Here is a 19,056-nt window from a genome sequence, read left to right on the forward strand (position 1 = left end):
CAGGGCTAGTATCGGGTCAAGACAGCCACCCAAGGCCTTGGCGCCGGGCTGACTCGACAGGATCTGAGCGAACAGACGATCACTGATCACCCTTCATCGAACCACTCCAACAACAACGATCCGCTTACCGGAGGCGCGCAATGTCTCAGCAACATGGCTACACCCGTGATGACCGACTGGCCAGACTCGACCCTGCACTGGCCGAGGCCATCCTCGAAGAGACAGCGCGTCAGGAAGCGCATATCGAGCTGATCGCCTCCGAGAACTATGCAAGCCCGCTGGTGATGGAAGCCCAGGGTAGCCAGCTGACCAACAAGTATGCCGAAGGCTATCCGGGCAAGCGCTACTACGGCGGCTGCGAATACGTCGACAAGGTCGAGACGCTGGCCATCGAGCGCGCCTGTGCGCTGTTCGGCTGTGACTATGCCAACGTGCAGCCGCACTCCGGCGCCCAGGCCAATGCGGCCGTGTTCATGGCACTCGTCTCGCCGGGTGACACCATCCTCGGCATGAGCCTGGCGCATGGCGGTCACCTGACCCATGGTGCGGCCCCCAACTTCTCCGGCAAGCACTACAACGCCATCCAATACGGCCTGACCGAAAGCGGCGAGCTGGACTACGAGGAGATGGAGCGTCTGGCACGTGAGCACAAGCCGAAGATGATCATCGCCGGCTTCTCCGCCTACTCGCGCGTGGTCAACTGGCGTCGCTTCCGCGATATCGCCGACGAGATCGGTGCCTGGCTGATGGTCGACATGGCCCATGTGGCCGGTCTGGTCGCGGCGGGTCACTACCCGAGCCCGCTGCCCTACGCCCATGTCGTCACCACTACCACCCACAAGACGCTGCGCGGCCCGCGCGGTGGCCTGATCCTCTCCGCCACCGGTGATGAAGCGCTGCACAAGAAGCTCAATGGCGCCGTCTTCCCCGGTCAGCAGGGCGGCCCGCTGATGCACGTCATCGCCGCCAAGGCCGCGGCCTTCAAGGAAGCGATGAGCCAGGACTTCGTCAGCTATCAGGCCCGCGTGATCGCCAATGCCCGCGTGATGGCCGAGGTCTTCATGGCGCGCGGCTATGACGTGGTCTCCGGCGGCACCGATGACCATCTGTTCCTCGTCTCGCTGATCCGCCAGGGCGTGACCGGCAAGGACGCGGATGCCTCACTGGGCCGCGCCCACATCACCGTCAACAAGAACAGCGTGCCGAATGACCCGCAGAGCCCCTTCGTGACCTCCGGGCTGCGCATCGGCACCCCGGCCGCCACCACGCGCGGTTTCGGCGAGGCGGAGTGCGAGGCACTGGCCGGCTGGATCTGTGATCTGCTCGACGCGCTGTCCACCGGCGAGAGCGCCAAGGTGGAAGCCGAGGTGCGCGGCAAGGTCGAGGAAGTCTGTGCACGCTTCCCGGTCTACGCATCCAACAGCGTGACCGACCCCACCGCACTTGCCTGAACAAGGCGCTGGCGAGAGACAACGATAACAACGACACATGCCGCAAGCGCAGAGACATCACTCGGGTGACAAGAACAGATATCACTCGGGCGAGAGCACCGGACAGCGCTTGCGGTGGCAAAGATGTGAGGAGGGTGGCAAATGCAGCGTTACTCGGGATTCGGGCTGGTCAAGCATGCGCTCAGCCACCATGAGAACTGGCAGAAGGTCTGGCGTAGCCCAGAACCCAAGAAGGAATACGACGTCGTCATCGTGGGTGGCGGCGGGCATGGTCTGGCCACGGCCTACTACCTGGCCAAGGAGCACGGCATCACCAATGTCGCGGTGATCGAGAAGGGCTGGCTGGGCGGCGGCAACACCGCGCGCAACACCACCCTGGTGCGCTCCAACTATCTGTGGGACGAGGCGGCGGCGCTCTACGAGCATTCCATGAAGCTGTGGGAAGGCCTGTCTCAGGACCTGAACTACAACGTGATGTTCTCCCAGCGTGGCGTGCTCAACCTGGGCCACACCCTGCAGGACATGCGTGACATCCAGCGCCGCGTGAATGCCAATCGTCTGCAGGGCATCGATGGCGAAGTGCTGGACGCCCAGCAGGTGCAGGAATTGGTACCTGCACTGGACTGCTCGAGCCGGGCACGCTATCCGGTCCTCGGTGCCTCCTGGCAGCCGCGCGGCGGCGTGGCGCGTCACGACGCCGTGGCATGGGGCTTCGCGCGCGGTGCTGACAGCCTGGGTGTCGATCTGATCCAGCAGACCGAGGTCACCGGCTTCCGCAAGCAGGATGGCGCCATCGTCGGGGTGGAAACCTCGCGCGGCTTCATCGGTGCCAAGCGTGTCGGCGTGGTCACCGCCGGCAACTCCGGCGTGATGGCCGAGAAGGCCGGCTTCCGCCTGCCGCTGGAATCCCACCCGCTGCAGGCGCTGGTCTCCGAGCCGCTCAAGCCGATTCTCGACACTGTGGTGATGTCCAATCACGTCCACGGCTACATCAGCCAATCCGACAAGGGCGACCTGGTCATCGGTGCCGGCATTGATGGTTATGTGGGCTATGGCCAGCGTGGCAGCTACCCGACCATCGAGCACACCCTGCAGGCCATCGTCGAGATGTTCCCGGTCTTCTCACGGGTGCGCATGAACCGTCAGTGGGGCGGCATCGTCGATACCTGTCCGGACGCCTGCCCGATCATTTCCAAGACGCCCGTGAAGGGGCTCTATTTCAACTGCGGTTGGGGCACCGGTGGCTTCAAGGCCACGCCGGGGTCCGGCAACGTCTTTGCCTGGACACTGGCCAAGGGGCGCACCCATCCGCTGGCGGAACCCTTCTCCTATGACCGTTTCAACACGGGCAAGCTGATCGACGAACACGGCGCCGCTGGCGTCGCGCACTGAACCTGCCGTCAGGAGACGACCGACCATGATGCATATCTTCTGTCCCTACTGCGGCGAGCTGCGCGAGGAAGAGGAATTCCACGTCAAGGGCCAGGCGCATATCGAGCGCCCGAAGGACCCCGAAGCCTGCTCCGATGCCGAGTGGGGGGATTATCTGTTCTTCCGCAACAACCCGCGTGGCGTTCACCACGAGCTGTGGATTCACGCCGTGGGCTGTCGCAAGTATTTCAACATCACCCGCCATACCGTGACCTACGAGATTCTCGAGACCTACCGCATGGGCGAGCAGCCCAGCATCACCGGTGAGACGAAAGCCGATCCGACCACGCAAGCCAAGGGGGTGAGCGCATGAACCAGCAAGACCACCAGACCGCCGCTGCCCCGCGCCGTCTCGCCTCGGGTGGACGCATCGACCGCGCCACGCCGCTGACCTTCACCTTCAATGGCAAGCGCTATCAGGGCCTGGCAGGCGATACCCTCGCCTCGGCACTGATGGCCAACGGCCTCGACGTGCTCAACGCCAGCTTCAAGTATGCGCGTCCGCGCGGCCTGGTCGCCGCCGGTGCTGAAGAGCCCAACGCCATCCTGCAGCTGGGCAGCACCGAAGCGGGTCAGGTGCCCAACGTGCGGGCCACCCAGCAGGCGCTCTATGAAGGCCTGGAAGCCCACGCCGTCAGCGGCTGGGTCAAGGCCCAGAAGGACCTGATGAGCCGCTTCTTGCCGCAGGTCGGCAAGCTGGGCGGCAAGTTCATGCCACCGGGCTTCTACTACAAGACCTTCATGGCGCCGGCCTCGCTGTGGATGACGTATGAAAAGTACATCCGCAAGGCCGCCGGTCTCGGGCGTTCTCCGCTCGAGGACGATCCGGACATCTACGATCACCTGCATCAGCACACCGATGTGCTGGTGATCGGCTCCGGCCCGGCGGGCCTGATGGCGGCGCTGGTTGCGGCCCGCAGTGGCGCGCGCGTCATCCTGTGTGATGAGCAGGAAGAGCTGGGTGGCTCGCTGCTCTCCATGTCGGCGGACTGTCTCGATCAGACCCTGGACGGCAAGCCGGCCATCGAATGGCGTGATGCCGTGCTGGCGGAACTCGAAGCCTGCGAGGATGTGCAGCTGCTGCCACGCACCACTGCCAACGGCTACCACGATCACAACTTCGTGACCCTGCACGAGCGCCGTACCGAACATCAGGCCGATCTCGCGCCCTTGAATGCCCGTGGCGCGCGTCAGGCACGTTCACGCCTGCACCGCGTGCGTGCCCATCGCGTCATCATGGCCACCGGCGCCCACGAGCGGCCGCTGGTCTACAGCCACAACGATGTGCCGGGCAACCTGCTGGCCGGTGCCGTCACCACCTATCTGACCCGTTACGGCGTCGCCGCCGGTGACAAACTGGTGCTGTCGGTCAACAACGACCACGCCTATCGCGCGGCGCTGGCCTGGAAGGCGGCCGGTCGTGAAGTGGTCGCGATCGCCGATGCGCGCCCGGCCCCTTCCGGCGTGATGGTCGAGGCGGCGCGTGCCGCGGGCATCCGCATCATCGCCGGTGCCGCCGTGATCGAGGCCAAGGGCGAGCGTCGCGTGACAGGCGCGCGCATCGCGGCCATCGATATCGATGCCTTCAGTGTGACGGGGGCGGTGGAAGAGCTCGCCTGCGACACCATCGCAAGCTCCGGCGGCTACAGCCCGGTGGTTCACCTGGCAGCGCACACCGGCGCACGTCCGGTATGGAGCGACGAGATCCACGGCTTCCTGCCGGCGCTGGGCGCCCCGATGCTCAAGGGCTTCGATGCCTGCGGCGCCGCCAATGGCAGCTTCGCGCTGGAAGACGTGCTGGTCGCGGCCTACGCCAGCGGTGTCGCCGCGGTGGAAGCCTGCGAGTTCGAGGTCGCGGCGTGCGAGGTGCCGGCAGTCTCCGAGCTGGCAGAAGCCCCGCTGCTGCCGCTCTACCAGGTGCCGCACGACAAGCCCACCGCTCGCGCCCCCAAGCAGTTCGTCGATCTGCAGAACGACGTGACCGCCGCCGGGATCGAGCTGGCCACCCGCGAGGGCTTCGAGTCCATCGAGCACGTCAAGCGCTACACCGCGATGGGCTTCGGCACCGATCAGGGCAAGCTGGGCAACATCAACGGCATGGCCATCGCCGCGCGCTGTCTGGGGCAGACCATCCCCGACACCGGCACCACCGTCTTCCGCCCCAACTACACCCCGGTGACCTTCGGTGCCATCGTCGGTCGTCACTGCAACGAGCTGTTCGATCCGATCCGCTACACCGCGATGCACGAATGGCACCTGGCGCAGGGAGCGAAATTCGAGGATGTCGGCCAGTGGAAGCGCCCGTGGTATTACCCGCAGGGCAGTGAAGACATGCACGCCGCGGTGGAGCGCGAGTGTCTGGCGGTGCGCGAGAAGGTCGGCGTGCTGGACGCCTCGACCCTGGGCAAGATCGACATCACCGGTCGCGATGCGCGCGAGTTCCTCAACCGTATCTACACCAACGCCTGGGCCAAGCTGGGCGTCGGCAAGGCGCGCTACGGCCTGATGTGTCATGACGACGGCATGGTGATGGACGATGGTGTCACCACCTGTCTGGCCGAAGACCACTTCCTGATGACCACCACCACCGGTGGCGCGGCCGCGATCCTGGAATGGCTGGAGCTGTGGCATCAGACCGAATGGCCGGAACTGGACGTGCAGATGACCAGCGTCACCGATCACTGGGCGACCCTGACCGTCACCGGCCCCGAGGCGCGTGCATTGGTCGGCGAGCTGACCGATATCGACCTCGACCGCGACAGCTTCAAGTTCATGGAAGTGCGCGAAGGGCTGATCGCCGACATTCCCGGGCGCATCTTCCGCATCTCCTTCACCGGTGAGCTGTCCTACGAGCTCAACGTGCCGGCCAACTACGGGCTGCATGTCTGGAAGCGTCTGTTCGAGTGCGGCCAGAAGTACGGCCTCACGCCCTACGGCACCGAGACCATGCACGTGCTGCGCGCCGAGAAGGGCTTCATCATCGTCGGTCAGGACACCGATGGCTCGATCACCCCGGAAGACCTCGGCATGCAGTGGTGCGTCGGCTACAACAAGCCGTATTCCTGGATCGGCAAGCGTGCGCTGTCGCGTCCGGATACCCGCCGCGACGACCGCAAGCAGATGGTCGGCCTGATTCCGACGCGCAAGAAGGCCGGCGATGAGCGCATCGTGCTGCCGGAAGGCTCGCAGATCGTCTTCGACCCCGAGCACGCCATCCCGATGCCGATGGTCGGCCATGTGACCTCCAGCTACTACAGCCCGACGTTGGGGCATGGCTTCGCGCTGGCGGTGGTCAAGGGCGGTGCCAAGCGCATCGGCGAGACGGTGTTCCTGCCCCAGGCCGATGGTACGACGCTGGAAGCCGAAATCACCTCACCGGTGTTCTACGACAAGAAAGGGGAGCGCCAGCATGTCTGATGCCACCACACTCGACCCGCAAGCGGGTGTCGCCGTCGAGGCGCAGCCGCAGGACATGACAAGTTCCCGGACATCGGTGATCGATCAGCGCCCGATGCCCGAGGTTCACGCTCAGTGCGCCCGTTCGCCGCTGGCGCATCTGTTCACGGCCCGCGATGACGGCGATGCCGGCGTTGTGCTTGAGGAGAAGGCGTTTCTCGGTCACCTGACGCTGCGCGGTGACCCCGCGCAGCCGGGCTTCGCCGAGGGTGTCGAGGCGGCGCTGGGTCTGGCGCTGCCGTTGACGCCGGCGACTCTCCATCAGAATGAGGGGGGGCGCTCGATTCAGTGGCTGTCACCGGATGAGTGGCTGATCCTGGTGCCCGGCGAGGAAGCCTTCACTGTCGAGAAGGCGCTGCATGAGGCGTTGGCCGGTCGCTATCAGGTGGTCAACGTCAGCGGTGGTCAGACCGTCATCTCGCTGAGCGGTGACCAGGCGCGGCAGGTGTTGATGAAGTCGACGCCTACCGATGTGCATCCGCGTGCCTTCCCGGTCGGGCGCGGCGTGCCGGCGGTGTTCGCCAAGGCGACACTGGTGCTGCGCCGCGTCAGCGAGAGCGAATTCGAGCTGGTGGTGCGCAGGAGCTTCGCCGACTATCTCGGCCGCTGGCTGCTGGATGCCAGCGAGGAATTCGGGGTCTGTATCAAGGCCTGAGGTCTGTATCTGGAAAGGTCTGTGTCTGGAGAGAGCTCTGTCGCAGGCGCACGCCACGACCTGAATCAACCGCCAGGGGCCTCGCCCGGGCCAGGAGGCGGGCTTCAGAAATACTGAAGCCCGCCTCAATAATATTGGTTTGTCGCGCAGGGCCTCGAATGCAACCCTGACGTTGCTGCTTCCAACAATAGATAATCCTTACATGACAGGCACCTACGTATGCGTGATACCTGGATTCTGACCGCCCAATGTCCCAGCCGCATCGGCACGGTGGACGTCGTGACACGCTACCTGCGCGAGCAGGGCTGCTATATCACCGAGCTCAATTCCTTCGATGACCGCCTGTCGGGGCGCTTCTTCATCCGGGCCGAATTTCGTCCGCAGACCGAGGCCGGTGCCCTCGATGACGGCTTCGATGCCGCGAGTTTCGAGCAGGGCCTGGGCACGCGTGCCGCCGACTTCGAGATGGACGTCAGCCTGAGTGCGCCGGATGAGCGCATGAAGGTGGTCATCATGGTCTCGCGCTCGGACCATTGCTTGAATGACCTGCTCTATCGGCATCGCATCGGCCAGCTGCCGATGGATATCACCGCCGTCATCTCCAACCATCCGGACATGGCACCGCTGGCCGAGTGGCATGGCCTGCCGTATCACCACCTGCCGATCACCGCCGAGACCAAGGCCGAGCAGGAAGCGCAGGTGTGGCAGATCGTGCAGGACACCGGCGCCGAGCTGGTGATTCTGGCGCGTTACATGCAGGTGCTGTCGAGCGACATGTGCGAGAAGCTCTCGGGGCGGGCGATCAACATCCATCACTCGCTGCTGCCGGGCTTCAAGGGCGCACGCCCCTACCACCAGGCCTACGAGAAGGGCGTCAAGCTGGTCGGAGCCACCGCGCACTACATCAATGATGATCTCGATGAAGGGCCGATCATCACCCAGGGCGTCGAGACGGTGGATCATGCCCACTATCCCGAAGACCTGATCGCCAAGGGCCGTGATATCGAGTGCCTGACCCTGTCGCGAGGCGTGCGTTATCACCTCGAGCGCCGCGTCTTCCTGCATGACAGGCGCACGGTGGTGTTCGGCAACTGAGTGCAGATTGCCAAACGAGAAACGCTGAAACACGAAGCCCGCGATCAGAGATCGCGGGCTTCGTGTCTTCTGGTCTCGTGTTTTCTGGCTGCGTGTCGTCTGGCTTGAGGCCTCTCATCGAGGGAACATCAGCTCGACTTGCGCAGACTCCACAGGAAGTAGCTGCCGCCGATCAGCGAGGCCATTAGGCCGGCGGGGATCTCGTAGGGCGACAGCAGCTGGCGGCCCAGCCAGTCGGCGAGCACCATCAGCAGAGCGCCGCACAACACCGCGCCGAGCATGTGCTCGCGAGCGCGGCTCAGCCCCAGCAGGCGTGCCAGATGCGGTGCCAGCAGGCCGACGAAGGACAGCGGACCAACGATCAGGGTTGCCAGCGCGGTCAGCACCGCCACCGCGCCCAGCAGCACCAGGCGGGCGCGGGTCACGCCGATGCCCAGCGCACTGGCGCTCGCCATGCCCAGCGGCAGGATATCCAGCCAGCGCGCCAGCGGACGCACCAGCAGCACCGCGATGATCGCCAGCGCGAGCACGCCGACCGCCGCGGAGAGGCCCACGTAATAGGTGGAGCCGGACAGCCAGGCCAGAATCTGCTGACCGCGCGGGTCGCCATCGGCAAGGATGATGCCGCGCACCGCATCGTAGAGCGCCGTGATCGCCACCCCGCACAGCAGCACGCGTTCGGGAATGAAGCCACTGCGAAGATTGAGCACCACCAGCAGCGCCAGACAGGCCAGCGCCCCGCAGATGCCTGCGCCCAGCAGGGTCAGTTGCCCCGGCGACGGGACCAGCAGCAGCGTCAGCATCAGGGCGATGGCGGTGCCGCCGCTGATGCCGAGAATCTCGGGGCTGGCCATCGGGTTGCTGGTCAGGCGCTGCAACAGGGTGCCGGCCAGGGCCAGCAGCACGCCGGCGCCTGCCGCCGCCAGTACCCTTGGCAGGCGGAAGTCCAGCACGCTGGTCTGGCCGGCCAGCAACTGCTGGAGCATGTCACCGCCCAAAGTCCAGCCATCGTCGCCATTGCCGACCAGCAGGGCCAGCATCAGGGCCACGCAGACCCCGGCCAGCAGCCAGCCGAGCAGGCGGTCGGGGCGGGGGTGACGATGCGTCAGGGACATGCCGTGATGACTGGCGGGGCCAGCCCCCTGGGCCATCTTGAGGCGCGGAATCAGCCACAGCAGCAGCGGCGCGCCGAGGGCCGCCGTCATCGCGCCGGTGGGAATCAGGTTGGGCAGCAGGCCATCGAGACTGGCGACCACCTGGTCCGTCACCGCCAGCAGCAGTGCCCCGAACAAGGGTGCCCACAGCAGGCGCTGCCCCAGGCGGCGCGCGCCCATCAGACGTACACATGCCGGTGCGGCCAGGCCGATGAAACCGATGATGCCCAGCACGCTGACCACGCAGGCACTCAGGAATACCGCCAGCCCCAGGCTCATCAGACGCAGCTTGCGCAGCGAGACGCCCAGGCTTCGGGCATTGGCCTCGTCGAGATCCAGCACTGCCAGCGGACGCATCAGCACCATCGCCAGCAACATGCCCGGCAGCAGGCGGGTGAGCAGCGTGATCACGCCATCCCAGCTGTTCTGGGCCAGCGAGCCTGCGCCCCATACCAGGGTGCCGTGCAGGGCTTCCTGATTGAACAGCAACAGCACCATGCCCAGCGCGCCGATGTAGAGATTGACCACCAGTCCGGCCAGCACCACTACGGTCGGCGACATGCCACGCGCCCAGGCCAGCGCAAATACAAGCCCCATGGCGGCAAGACCGCCGGCCAGCGCGACCCATTCACGGCCCAGCTGGAATCCATCACCTCCAAGGCCAGTACCGGCCATCAGCGCCGGGGCGAACAGCGTCGCCAGCATCATCGCCAGACTCGCGCCACTGGCGACGCCGAGGGTGGTGGGCGCAGCCAGTGGATTGCGCAGTACCTGCTGCATCAGCACGCCCGCCATGCCCAGCGCGCCCCCGGCCAGCAGCGCGCAGACCAGTCGCGGCCACCAGCTGACATGTGCCACCAGCTGGGCGGAGAGCAGTGCGCTGTCTGACTGGCCGAGACTGGCCGCATCACTGAAGTCGGGCGATACCCACAGTGCGGTCAGGCCCTGCATCAGACTCAGGCCTTCACGATTGAGCGCGAGGCTGCCCAGTACCACAAGGGCCAGGGCCAACAGGCTGCAGGCCCGGCCCGGCGTGAGGTGCAGCGGGTGTCGGTTTGATGCGGGGCGAGTGCTCATGGCCTGCTCAGTGGTTGCCATCGGTGGTCTCCCCCTCAGGTGCCGTCTCGCCGTCAATCAGATGGCTGGCGAGCAGTTCGGCGAAACGGTTGGCCGAGGGCAGGGCGCCGAAGCTCCAGACCGGGGGCAGGAACAGCGGTGCCGAGGCCTGACTGTTCTCGCGCACGCCGGGCATGGCCTGCCACAGGCCATTGCGTGCCAGGGCTTCGCGTCCGCCCGGCGGCAGCGGTTCCACCACCACCATGCGGCCCTCCAGCGTCACCAGCTTCTCGAGACTGACGGTGGCGAAGCCCCAGGCGTTGGTGTCGCCTTGCCAGGCATTGTCGATGCCCATGCGTTCGATCACGGCCTGGAACAGGCTGTTGTCACCGAAGATGCGCACATGGCGGTCATCCATGAATTGCACCATCAACAGCGGCAGCGGCGTCTTGCCATCGTGTGCCGACTGCTGGCGCAGTGCGGCGTTGTAACCGGCCAGGCGAGCGGTGCTCAGGCGAATCAGCTGTTCGGCCTGTGGCTCGCGCTGCGTCAGCTTGCCCAGCTGGCGCGTCGCGGTGACCAGTGTCTGCCAGGTGTCGGCATCCGGGGTATAGATGGCAATGCTGGTGACCGGCGCGATGGCCGACAGGCGCGGTGCGAGGCTTGCCAGCATCGGGCTGATCAGGATGTCGTCCGGGGCGAGGGCGGCCAGCTGCTCCAGGTTCGGCTGGGTGCGCAGGCCAAGATCCCGCGTGCCCTGCGGCAGCGCCGGTTGATCCACCCAGCTTGCGTAGGTTTCCACCTGCCCCACGCCCATGGCGCGGACTCCGATACCGGTCAGGGTCTCGGCCAGCGTCCAGTCCAGCGCCACGACGGGACGATCGACGAAGCCCACTGGTGCCTCGTGGTCGTCAACCGTCGTGGCAGCGCAGGCGGGACCCACCGCCAGCAGACTCAGACTGATCAGTGCCGACAGCCACTTCATAGCGGCACCGCGATCTGCTGCCGGCTCTGCGGCGGGGTGATCACCTGCATCTCGACGCCATAGATGTCCTTGAGCGTGGACGGGGTCATCATCTCGTCGGGCGCGCCCTCGGCCAGTACCTTGCCGCCGTGCAGCGCCACCAGGCGATCGCAGTAACGCGCTGCCAGATTGATGTCGTGCAGCACGATGATGATGCCCAGCCCCAGGGTATGACTCAGATGCGAGACCAGCTCCATCACCTCGATCTGATGGGCGATATCCAACGCCGCCAGCGGCTCGTCCAGCAGCAGATAGCGACTGCCCTGGGCCAGCAGCATGGCCAGCCATACACGCTGACGTTCGCCACCGGAGAGGGTATCGACCTGCTGGTTGGCGAAGGCTTCGGTGTGGGTCAGCGCAATGGCGCGCTCGATGGCTTCTTCATCCTTGGGTCCGGGACGCCCGAGCAGGCCGTGCCACGGATAACGGCCGAAGGCGACCAGTTCGCGGCCGGTCAGCGCTTCGGCCGCCGGCAGATGCTGCGGCAGGTAGGCCACAGCGCGCGCGAATTCCCGACTGCCGAACTGCGAGAGCGGGCGATCATCCAGCGCCAGCTTGCCACTGGTCGGCGTGTTCTGGCGCGCCAGCAACTTGAGCAGTGTCGACTTGCCGGAGCCATTGTGGCCAATCAGGCCATGCACCTGGCCGGGGGCGAAATCGAGAGACTGCGTCTTGAGCAGACAGCGCTCGCCGAGGTCAAAGCGCAGGTGATCGAGAGTGAACATGAAGGCATCGTCATCCGTGGTCAGGGCGTCAGGCTAAGGGCGATTCATTCTGGGCGACATGACGCGGAGACGTTCGCCCATCCGTGCTCCGCGGGGCCATCAGTGCTGATCGGCTCTTGCTATCGGGACGTCATCACGCCGGCGTCGTCGTCGCGCCTTGCTGGGCGGCGCGGCTGACATGCCCTGCGCGGCTGGCGGCGAGTCCGCGTCGCCCTGTTGGCAGGCGGCGCAGTCGTGGCTGACTTCATTGCGATAACAGCTCGCCGCGGCCAAACGCTTTTCGCAGTGTTGCTGCGCCTGGGTGACGTAGCGACCCGCCATGCGCTCGGACACGCCGAGACGCTCGCCGATCTCGCGCTTGGTCAGCCCTTCGAGGCGATACCAGGTCAGGGCGAGGCGAAAATGGCCTGCCAGCTCGGAGAGTGCCGCATCGACGACCTGCAGCTTCTGGCGGCGCGCCAGGCTCCTCTCCGGGTCCAGATGGGCGGCCGCCACGCGCTCATCACCCTCGGACACCGATTCGAAATCCGGTGCGCGGGACTGGTGGCGGTGATGATCGATGATCAGGTTGCGTGCGATGCGAAACAGCCAGGCGCGCGGGTTGGCGGGCCACTCTCCGGTCAGGCGCAGGCGCAGATAGACCTCATGACTGATGTCTTCCGCCAGCTCATGCGAGCCCAGCTGGCGCACCAGAAAGCCGGTCAGTTCGTGACGATTCTCGGCAAACAGCTGGTCCAGCGAGTGGCGGTATTGCTGTGCAGCACAAGCCTGCAGCTCAGCGGGCGTTTCAGCTTCTGGCCCGCGTGTGTCAGGCGTTCGATCATCCGTGTCGCGATGAGTCCGAACTGGGGGCTTGGCGTGAGAGGGCATCCACGGCTCGCAATGAGATATGTCGTGATGGAAAGCCAATGGTATTGTTGTTACGAATCATTATCAATACTTGCTTGTCAGGCACCCCAAGGACCGCCCCTGTGCATGACGAGGGCGGTCCCGGTGCTGCTTGATATCACCCGGCAGTGACAGGGCGTTTCAGGTGTACGGCCCGAGACGCTGGGTCACTGCCTGGCGTGCTGACACTGCCTGGCTCGCCGTCAGCGCTCAGCGGCGGGCGAAGGCCGCGATGGGGTTGTCCAGCTCGCCCTTGAGCTGCAGGGCGCCGGACGGATCGGTGAGATCGACCATCTGCTGGTTATTGCGCAGCTGCAGGCGGTTGAGGCATGACAGCGTGAAGCGCGGTGCGAACAGGTCATGGCGCGCGAACTTGTCGGCCATCTCCGGATGGGCATCCTGGTAGTCGTGGATGCAAGCCGCGACGCGAGACCAGAAGGCCTCCTCCGTCATCACCTGCTCGCGCACCAGCAGCGGCACCGCGAAGCGGAAGATGCAGTCGAAGACGTCGGTGAGCAGTGACAGGATGCGGATCGGTTCCGGCACCTCGACCACCAGCCGCTCGACCCCTGCCGGCAATTCGAGTGCACGGGTCTCATCGGTGGCGAACAGCGCCGCTTCCTCGGCGATGTCCTTCATCAGTGCACCACACGGCACGCCATCGCGCAGACGCATGATCAGGTTCTCGCCATGCGGCATGAACACCAGGTCGTGCTTGAAATAGCAGTGCAGCAGCGGCGTCATGTAGGCCGTCAGCCATTTGTCGATCCATGCTTCGGCGCCGATGCCGGAACGCTCGATCAGCGCCGGCAGCAAGGCCTTCTCGTCATTGTCGACGTGCAGCAGCGCCGCCATGGTCATCAGGCGCTCGCCTTCATCCTTGACGTCTTCCGGGCTCTCGCGCCACAGGCTGGCCAGCATCTTGCGATAGCCGACAGCCGCCGGGTCGGCGTCTTCCAGCACATCATCGCGATAGCCGATGGCTGCGACTTCACGCAGCAGGCGGAAGCCCCACTGTTCGAAGGACGGGTCCGAATCGATCAGGCCCTTAAGCCATTGATTGATGACCGGAGTGGCGCGCATGTAATAGGGCGACAAACCGCGCATGAAGCCCATGTTGAGGATCGATAGCGCCACCTTTACATAGCGGCGGTTCGGCTGATTGCGGTTGTAGAGCGTGCGGATCGACTGCTGGGCCTGATAGCGGTCCTCCCCTAGCCCCAGACAGACGATGCGCTGGCTTGAGATCTCGGCGGCGAAGGTGATCGCCAGCTTGTGATTCCACTGCCATGGGTGCACCGGCATCATCAGATAATCGGCGGCATCGAGGCCCTTGGCCGTCAGTTGATCCTCCAGGCGGGCCAGTTCGGCCTGACCCAGTTCCTCTTCCAGCAGACGGCGCGGATCGAGACCATCCACGGCGGAGTAGTGCGCGTTGTCGCGATGCACGGCGATCCACACCAGCGCGAAGGGCTGAGCGGCTTCCGGCGCGTAGGCGCGATAGTCCAGCGCATCGAAGCCCATGCGGCCATTGTTGGCGACGAAGCACGGATGGCCTTCGCTCATTGCCGATTCCAGGGTCTGGAAGGAGGCACCGGCCAGCACGCGGGCGGACTGGTTCTCGCGCACGGCGCGCTGCATCTTCCAGGCGCTGGAGGCAAGCGTGGCGCTGACCTCCTCGAGATAGACCGGCAGCAGACGCGGCGGAATCTCCAGCACATCGTTGAGTTCCAGAATCAGCTCACGCGCGTCCAGTGGCAGGGAGTTGCCGTCGGCATCCAGACGCTGGATGGAGGCGGCATCGATCAGCCAGTGATCGAGCTGGAAACGTCGCGCCACGAAGCGATATTCCACCGCTCGGCGGCTGACGGGCGCCTTGTCACTTGCGGACTCGGCCAGCGGCAGGCGGAAGTGATGCCAGTTGTCATGACTCTGGCAGGCGGTGCGGGTGCCACAGTCATCGGCGCATCGCGGGTGGATAAGACGCTCGTGACTGAATTCGGCTAGCGCCTTGCGCACCAGCAGGCGATTGGCCTGCTGCCAGTCCGGCCCGGTGAGATGCTGGCTGGCCGCGGCCGGGTTGGCGGTCACGCCGCTGCCCAAGCGCGGGCTGCGGGTGGCCAGAGCGGCGCGGAAGTCCTGCGGGGTGCAGAAGCACAGGCGGGCCGGCTTGCCGTCGAGATCCAGCGGGCCATGATCGACGAAGCCCACCGCGGCATTCAGTGGATGAATGGCGCGATTGCGGCTGTCCGGCTCCACCACCACGCGGGACACGGGACGTACTGCCTCTTGCCCTTCATCTTTTTTCCCTTCAGCGGCATGCTCGTCACGGAACTGGCCGGCGAAGACCATCGCCATGATCGTCTCGATCACCGCACGCGAGAAGCCGCTGATGGGGGCCTGGTCCTCGCTGCGCGGCGCGACGAGGAAGTGCATGCCGAAGTCGCCGGGCTGCACACTGTAATGCTTGCCGAGCGGGTCGTGTGCCGGGTCATAGAGTTCGACCAGAAACGCTGGCTGGTCGTTGTAGAGACCGACCCAGCCCTGGGCATGCTGGCTGTCTTCCAGGCCCTGATAGAAGTCGTACTTGGTGGTGATGAGGTCATCACTCATGCCCCAGAAGCTGGCGCGTTCGCCGCTGGTCCACTCATCCACCAGCGCCATGTCGGCGGCGAGATCCAGCGGGCGCAGCGCGAATTCGGCGCGCTCGCTGGCGCTGTCATCCTGGGGCTTGCGCAGGCGCGCCTGGGCTTGCTCCAGCTCCACCGCGCGGCGGGTGAAGCGCGTTCCCGGTGCCGGGCTGAGCAGATCGAGCGGTGCCGGCGCGGCGAGCGATGTCGTTCCGAACACCTGCTGTGACGGTGTCGCTGCACTGTGAGAACTTGCCGCGCTGCTGGACTGTTCGGCGCTTGCGGCGCTGGTGATGTCGACTGGCATGTTCATGCGGTGGTCTCCCGGTGTTGCGGTGCAGCGGTGTGAGTCGTGTCGGTGGTGGCGGTAGCGGACGTACCGGTGGCGGACGTGCCGGTGGCGGACGTGCCGGCATGGATATCCGTCTCGCCGTAGGGCAGGTGTGCGGCGGGCAGCGGTGTGAAGCCATTGCCACAGCCCTTTTCAGAGCCGGGCGCGCCGAAGCTCTGGAAGGCGATGCGGCGCTCGATGGTATAGACCTCACGCCCGGTGATGGCGCGCAGGATGCAGCTGTTGCGATAGCAGGCCATGCCCAGGTCCGGCGCGGCCAGCGAGTGGGTATGCAGCTCGGCGTTCTGGACGAAGATCTCGCCGGCGAACGGCGATTGATCGCCCTCGTTGCCGTCGGTATCGGCGGTGCTCTGCGTGTCGACAGCGTAGAAGCGACCGACGGCGTAGCGGCCTTCCTCGTCACGACGAATGCGCGACTCGATGCTGCGCAGGAAGGGTGGCGCCACGTACTGATAGCCCGTGGCCAGTACCACGGCGCTGGTGTCATGACGCCAGGCCTGCTGCTGTTCGCGCTGATAGAGCCCCAGCGTGAAGTCGCCGTCGGCTCCTTCCTTGTTCAGCGAGGTCAGTTCGGTATTGGTCATCAGGGTGGTGGGCACCACGCCTTGCAGCTGCTTGGCGTAGAGGGTGTCGTAGATCTCGTCGATCAGCTCGAGATTGATGCCCTTGTAGAGACCCTTCTGGGTCGCCAGCAGGGTGTTGCGCTGTTCACGCGGCAGGGCGTGGAAGTAATCGATGTAATCCGGCGAGGTCATCTCAAGCGTCAGCTTGCCGTACTCCAGCGGGAAGAAGCGCGGCGAGCGCGTGATCCAGTTGAGCTGGTAGCTGTGCTGATCGATCTCGCGCAGCAGGTCGAGATAGATCTCGGCGGCGCTCTGGCCGGAGCCGATGATGGTGATGGCCGGCTGGGAGGTGAGCTCGTCCTTGCGCGCCAGATAGTGGGCGTTGTGACACACGCGGCTGCCCGCGACCGGCACGACGTCACGCACGGCATCGGCGGCTTGCGGCAGGTAGGGCTGGGTGCCGGTGCCCAGTACCAGCTTGCGTGCGCGATAGGCGAAGGCTTCGCCGGTGCTGGGGCGAGTGCCGCGCACGACATAGATGTCGCCGACATGCTGGATGTCCTGGACGTCGTGATCGAAGCGCAGGCTGGTCAGCTCGCGCGCCGCCCACTGGCAGTACTGGTTGTATTCGCGGCGCAGCAGGAAGAAGTCTTCGCGGATGTAGAAGTTGTAGAGCTTGTCATGCAGCTTCAGATAGTTGAGGAAGCTGAAGTGGCTGGTCGGGTCGGCCAGCGAGACCATGTCCGCCATGAAGGGCGTCTGCATGCTGGCATCTTCCAGCAACATGCCCGGGTGCCAGTCGAACTCTGCCTTGCGCTCCAGGAAGACGCCGTTCACGTCTTCCAGCGGCTCGCTCAGACAGGCAAGGCTGAGGTTGAAGGGGCCGATGCCGATGGCGACGAAGTCGAGCACCTCATTGCGCGTTTCAGCGGTATCGGTGACGTGAGGAGTCGAGGTGTCATGCATGACGGCTTTCCTTGGCTTCTGTGGTGTGGCTGCGACGTTTGGCGGCCGGGGTATCGACCAGGGCATCGGCCAGTGCTGCGGCGTGGCTTGCCTGGGCCGTGGTGCTGGCAGCCAGATGATGCGCCTTGACCAGCGCCTGGCCGTGCTGGCGGATCAGTTCGACCACCGCGGCGATGTCATCGCGGGTGGTTTCCGGATTGAGCAGGGTGAACTTCAGATACTGACGGCCGGACACCTTGGTGGCGGCGACGATGGCCTCACCGCTTCGCGACAGGCGCTTGCGGATCTCACGGTTCAAGGCATCCCACTGCTCGGCGCTGAGGGTCTCTTCATTGGCATCATGGAAGCGGAACACCAGGGTGCTGAGTTCCGGCGCCTGGGCGACATCGATGTCCGGTGCCGCCTCGAGCAGCTGATAGCCCTCGCGGGTGAGATCGATTACGCAATCGAGCATGTCGCCCAGCGCATCGGCGCCCATCAGACGCAGGGTCATCCACAGTTTCAGGGCGTCAAAACGACGCGTGGTCTGCAGGCTCTTGTTGACCTGATCCGGCGTGCCTTCACGGGCCTGAAGTTCCGGGTTGAGGTAGTCGGCGTGATAGGTGACGTGGCGCAGCTGGGTGCGGTCACGCACCACGCAGGCGCTGCAGCTGACCGGCTGAAAGAAGGTCTTGTGGTAATCGATGGTGACGGAGTCCGCCATCTCGGTGCCCTTGAGCCAGTGTCCGTGACGACGCGAGGTGATCAGGCCGCCGCCGTAGGCGCCATCGACATGGAACCAGATGCCACGTGCATGGCATTCGCGGCCGATGGCCTCCAGCGGGTCGATGCTGCCGAAGTCGGTGGTGCCTGCGGTGGCGACGACGGCCATCGGGATCAGGCCTTCGGCGCGGGCCTTGTCCAGCGCTTCCCGCAGTGCATCGGGGTCCATGCGGCGACGCTCATCCACGGCGACCGGGACGACGGCGTTGTGGCCGAGACCGAGCAGGGCACAGGCCTTCTGCAGACTGAAATGGCTGATGCCGGAGGCGAAGACGCGCAGGCGCCCGGCTTCCGGCGGCAGGCCGTGGGTCTGGTTGCCGGGGTGGTTGGGCAGCTTCTCGCAGACCGCATCACGGGCCAGCAGCAGCGCCATCAGGTTGGATTGGGTGCCGCCGCTGGTGAAGATGCCATCGGCAGTCGGACCCAGCCCCAGGCGCTCGGTGGTCCAGTCGATCAGGCGCTGCTCGATCAGGGTGCCGCCAGCGCTCTGGTCCCAGGTGTCGAGGGAGGAGTTGATCGCACCCAGCAGACTCTCGGCCCACACGCCGGGCAGCACGACCGGGCAGTTGAGGTGTGCGATGTAGCGGGGATGATGGAAGTAGACGGCATCCTTCAGGTAGAGCGACTTGAGCTCCTCCAGGCCGGCTTCGAGGTTCTCGAGGGGCGTCTCGAGATCGAGGTCGGCGAAGGCCGGACGCAGAGCTTCCGGAGTGATGCCGCTGAATGGCTGCTGGACACTGTCGAGCTGTTCAGCCACCAGGGTGCTGATGCGCTGCATGCCGGTCTGCCAGGCATCCATGTTGGCAGGCGAGAACAGGGCGGCGCTGGGCGAGCGGGACAGAGCGCCC

General features: G+C 65.4%; 13 protein-coding genes. 6 read left to right on the plus strand and 7 right to left on the minus strand.

All coding sequences use genetic code 11. The annotated features are described in order from the left end of the window. Nucleotides 1–140: 140 nt before the first annotated feature. The 6 genes from FLM52_02325 (at nucleotide 141) to purU (ending at nucleotide 8,088) form a co-directional block, all read left to right on the plus strand. Nucleotides 141–1,451 (plus strand): serine hydroxymethyltransferase, encoded by a 1,311-nt coding sequence (locus tag FLM52_02325; GenBank protein ID NVN54641.1) that lies wholly within the window; start codon nucleotides 141–143, stop codon nucleotides 1,449–1,451. A 141-nt stretch (nucleotides 1,452–1,592) separates the two neighbouring features. Next, entirely contained in the window at nucleotides 1,593–2,843 is a 1,251-nt protein-coding gene (locus tag FLM52_02330) for a sarcosine oxidase subunit beta family protein (protein NVN54642.1), read from the plus strand. A gap of 25 nt (nucleotides 2,844–2,868) precedes the next feature. Next, nucleotides 2,869–3,195, plus strand: coding sequence for a sarcosine oxidase subunit delta (locus FLM52_02335; GenBank protein NVN54643.1), 327 nt, complete (start codon nucleotides 2,869–2,871; stop codon nucleotides 3,193–3,195). Further along, the gene (locus FLM52_02340; protein NVN54644.1) at nucleotides 3,192–6,299 is read left to right on the plus strand and encodes a sarcosine oxidase subunit alpha family protein; all 3,108 of its coding nucleotides are present in this window, start codon (nucleotides 3,192–3,194) and stop codon (nucleotides 6,297–6,299) included. Before FLM52_02335 ends, FLM52_02340 begins: the two co-directional genes overlap by 4 nt. A gap of 55 nt (nucleotides 6,300–6,354) precedes the next feature. Next, nucleotides 6,355–6,993: a sarcosine oxidase subunit gamma family protein gene (gene soxG / locus FLM52_02345; GenBank protein NVN54645.1), complete on the plus strand. Its 639-nt coding sequence runs from the start codon at nucleotides 6,355–6,357 to the stop codon at nucleotides 6,991–6,993. A gap of 219 nt (nucleotides 6,994–7,212) precedes the next feature. Beyond that, nucleotides 7,213–8,088: a formyltetrahydrofolate deformylase gene (purU, locus tag FLM52_02350; GenBank protein NVN54646.1), complete on the plus strand. Its 876-nt coding sequence runs from the start codon at nucleotides 7,213–7,215 to the stop codon at nucleotides 8,086–8,088. A 128-nt stretch (nucleotides 8,089–8,216) separates the two neighbouring features. Here the strand turns inward: purU and fhuB are convergent, their stop codons facing one another. From fhuB to FLM52_02385, 7 genes are all read right to left on the minus strand, one after another. Then, on the minus strand, nucleotides 8,217–10,319 hold the full coding sequence (gene fhuB / locus FLM52_02355; protein ID NVN54647.1) for a Fe(3+)-hydroxamate ABC transporter permease FhuB: 2,103 nt from the start codon (nucleotides 10,317–10,319) through the stop codon (nucleotides 8,217–8,219). 7 nt (nucleotides 10,320–10,326) lie between these two features. After that, nucleotides 10,327–11,283, minus strand: a complete 957-nt coding sequence (locus FLM52_02360; protein ID NVN54648.1) for an ABC transporter substrate-binding protein — start codon at nucleotides 11,281–11,283, stop codon at nucleotides 10,327–10,329. Further along, the gene (locus tag FLM52_02365; protein ID NVN54649.1) at nucleotides 11,280–12,047 is read right to left on the minus strand and encodes an ATP-binding cassette domain-containing protein; all 768 of its coding nucleotides are present in this window, start codon (nucleotides 12,045–12,047) and stop codon (nucleotides 11,280–11,282) included. Before FLM52_02365 ends, FLM52_02360 begins: the two co-directional genes overlap by 4 nt. Before the next feature lie 99 nt (nucleotides 12,048–12,146). Then, nucleotides 12,147–12,917 carry an RNA polymerase sigma factor gene (locus tag FLM52_02370; protein ID NVN54650.1) on the minus strand — a complete coding sequence of 257 codons (771 nt, stop codon included), beginning with the start codon at nucleotides 12,915–12,917 and terminating at the stop codon, nucleotides 12,147–12,149. Nucleotides 12,918–13,145: 228 nt separating this feature from the next. Next, a complete protein-coding gene (locus FLM52_02375) occupies nucleotides 13,146–15,599 on the minus strand; it encodes a GNAT family N-acetyltransferase (protein NVN54651.1) in 2,454 nt (817 codons plus the stop codon). 275 nt (nucleotides 15,600–15,874) lie between these two features. Further along, nucleotides 15,875–17,446 carry an alcaligin biosynthesis protein gene (locus tag FLM52_02380; GenBank protein ID NVN54652.1) on the minus strand — a complete coding sequence of 524 codons (1,572 nt, stop codon included), beginning with the start codon at nucleotides 17,444–17,446 and terminating at the stop codon, nucleotides 15,875–15,877. Beyond that, nucleotides 17,439–19,007: an aspartate aminotransferase family protein gene (locus FLM52_02385; protein ID NVN54653.1), complete on the minus strand. Its 1,569-nt coding sequence runs from the start codon at nucleotides 19,005–19,007 to the stop codon at nucleotides 17,439–17,441. The genes FLM52_02380 and FLM52_02385 overlap by 8 nt, the downstream gene beginning before the upstream one ends. Nucleotides 19,008–19,056: the final 49 nt, after the last annotated feature.

This window comes from bacterium Scap17, assembly GCA_013376735.1.
GTDB lineage: Bacteria > Pseudomonadota > Gammaproteobacteria > Pseudomonadales > Halomonadaceae > Cobetia.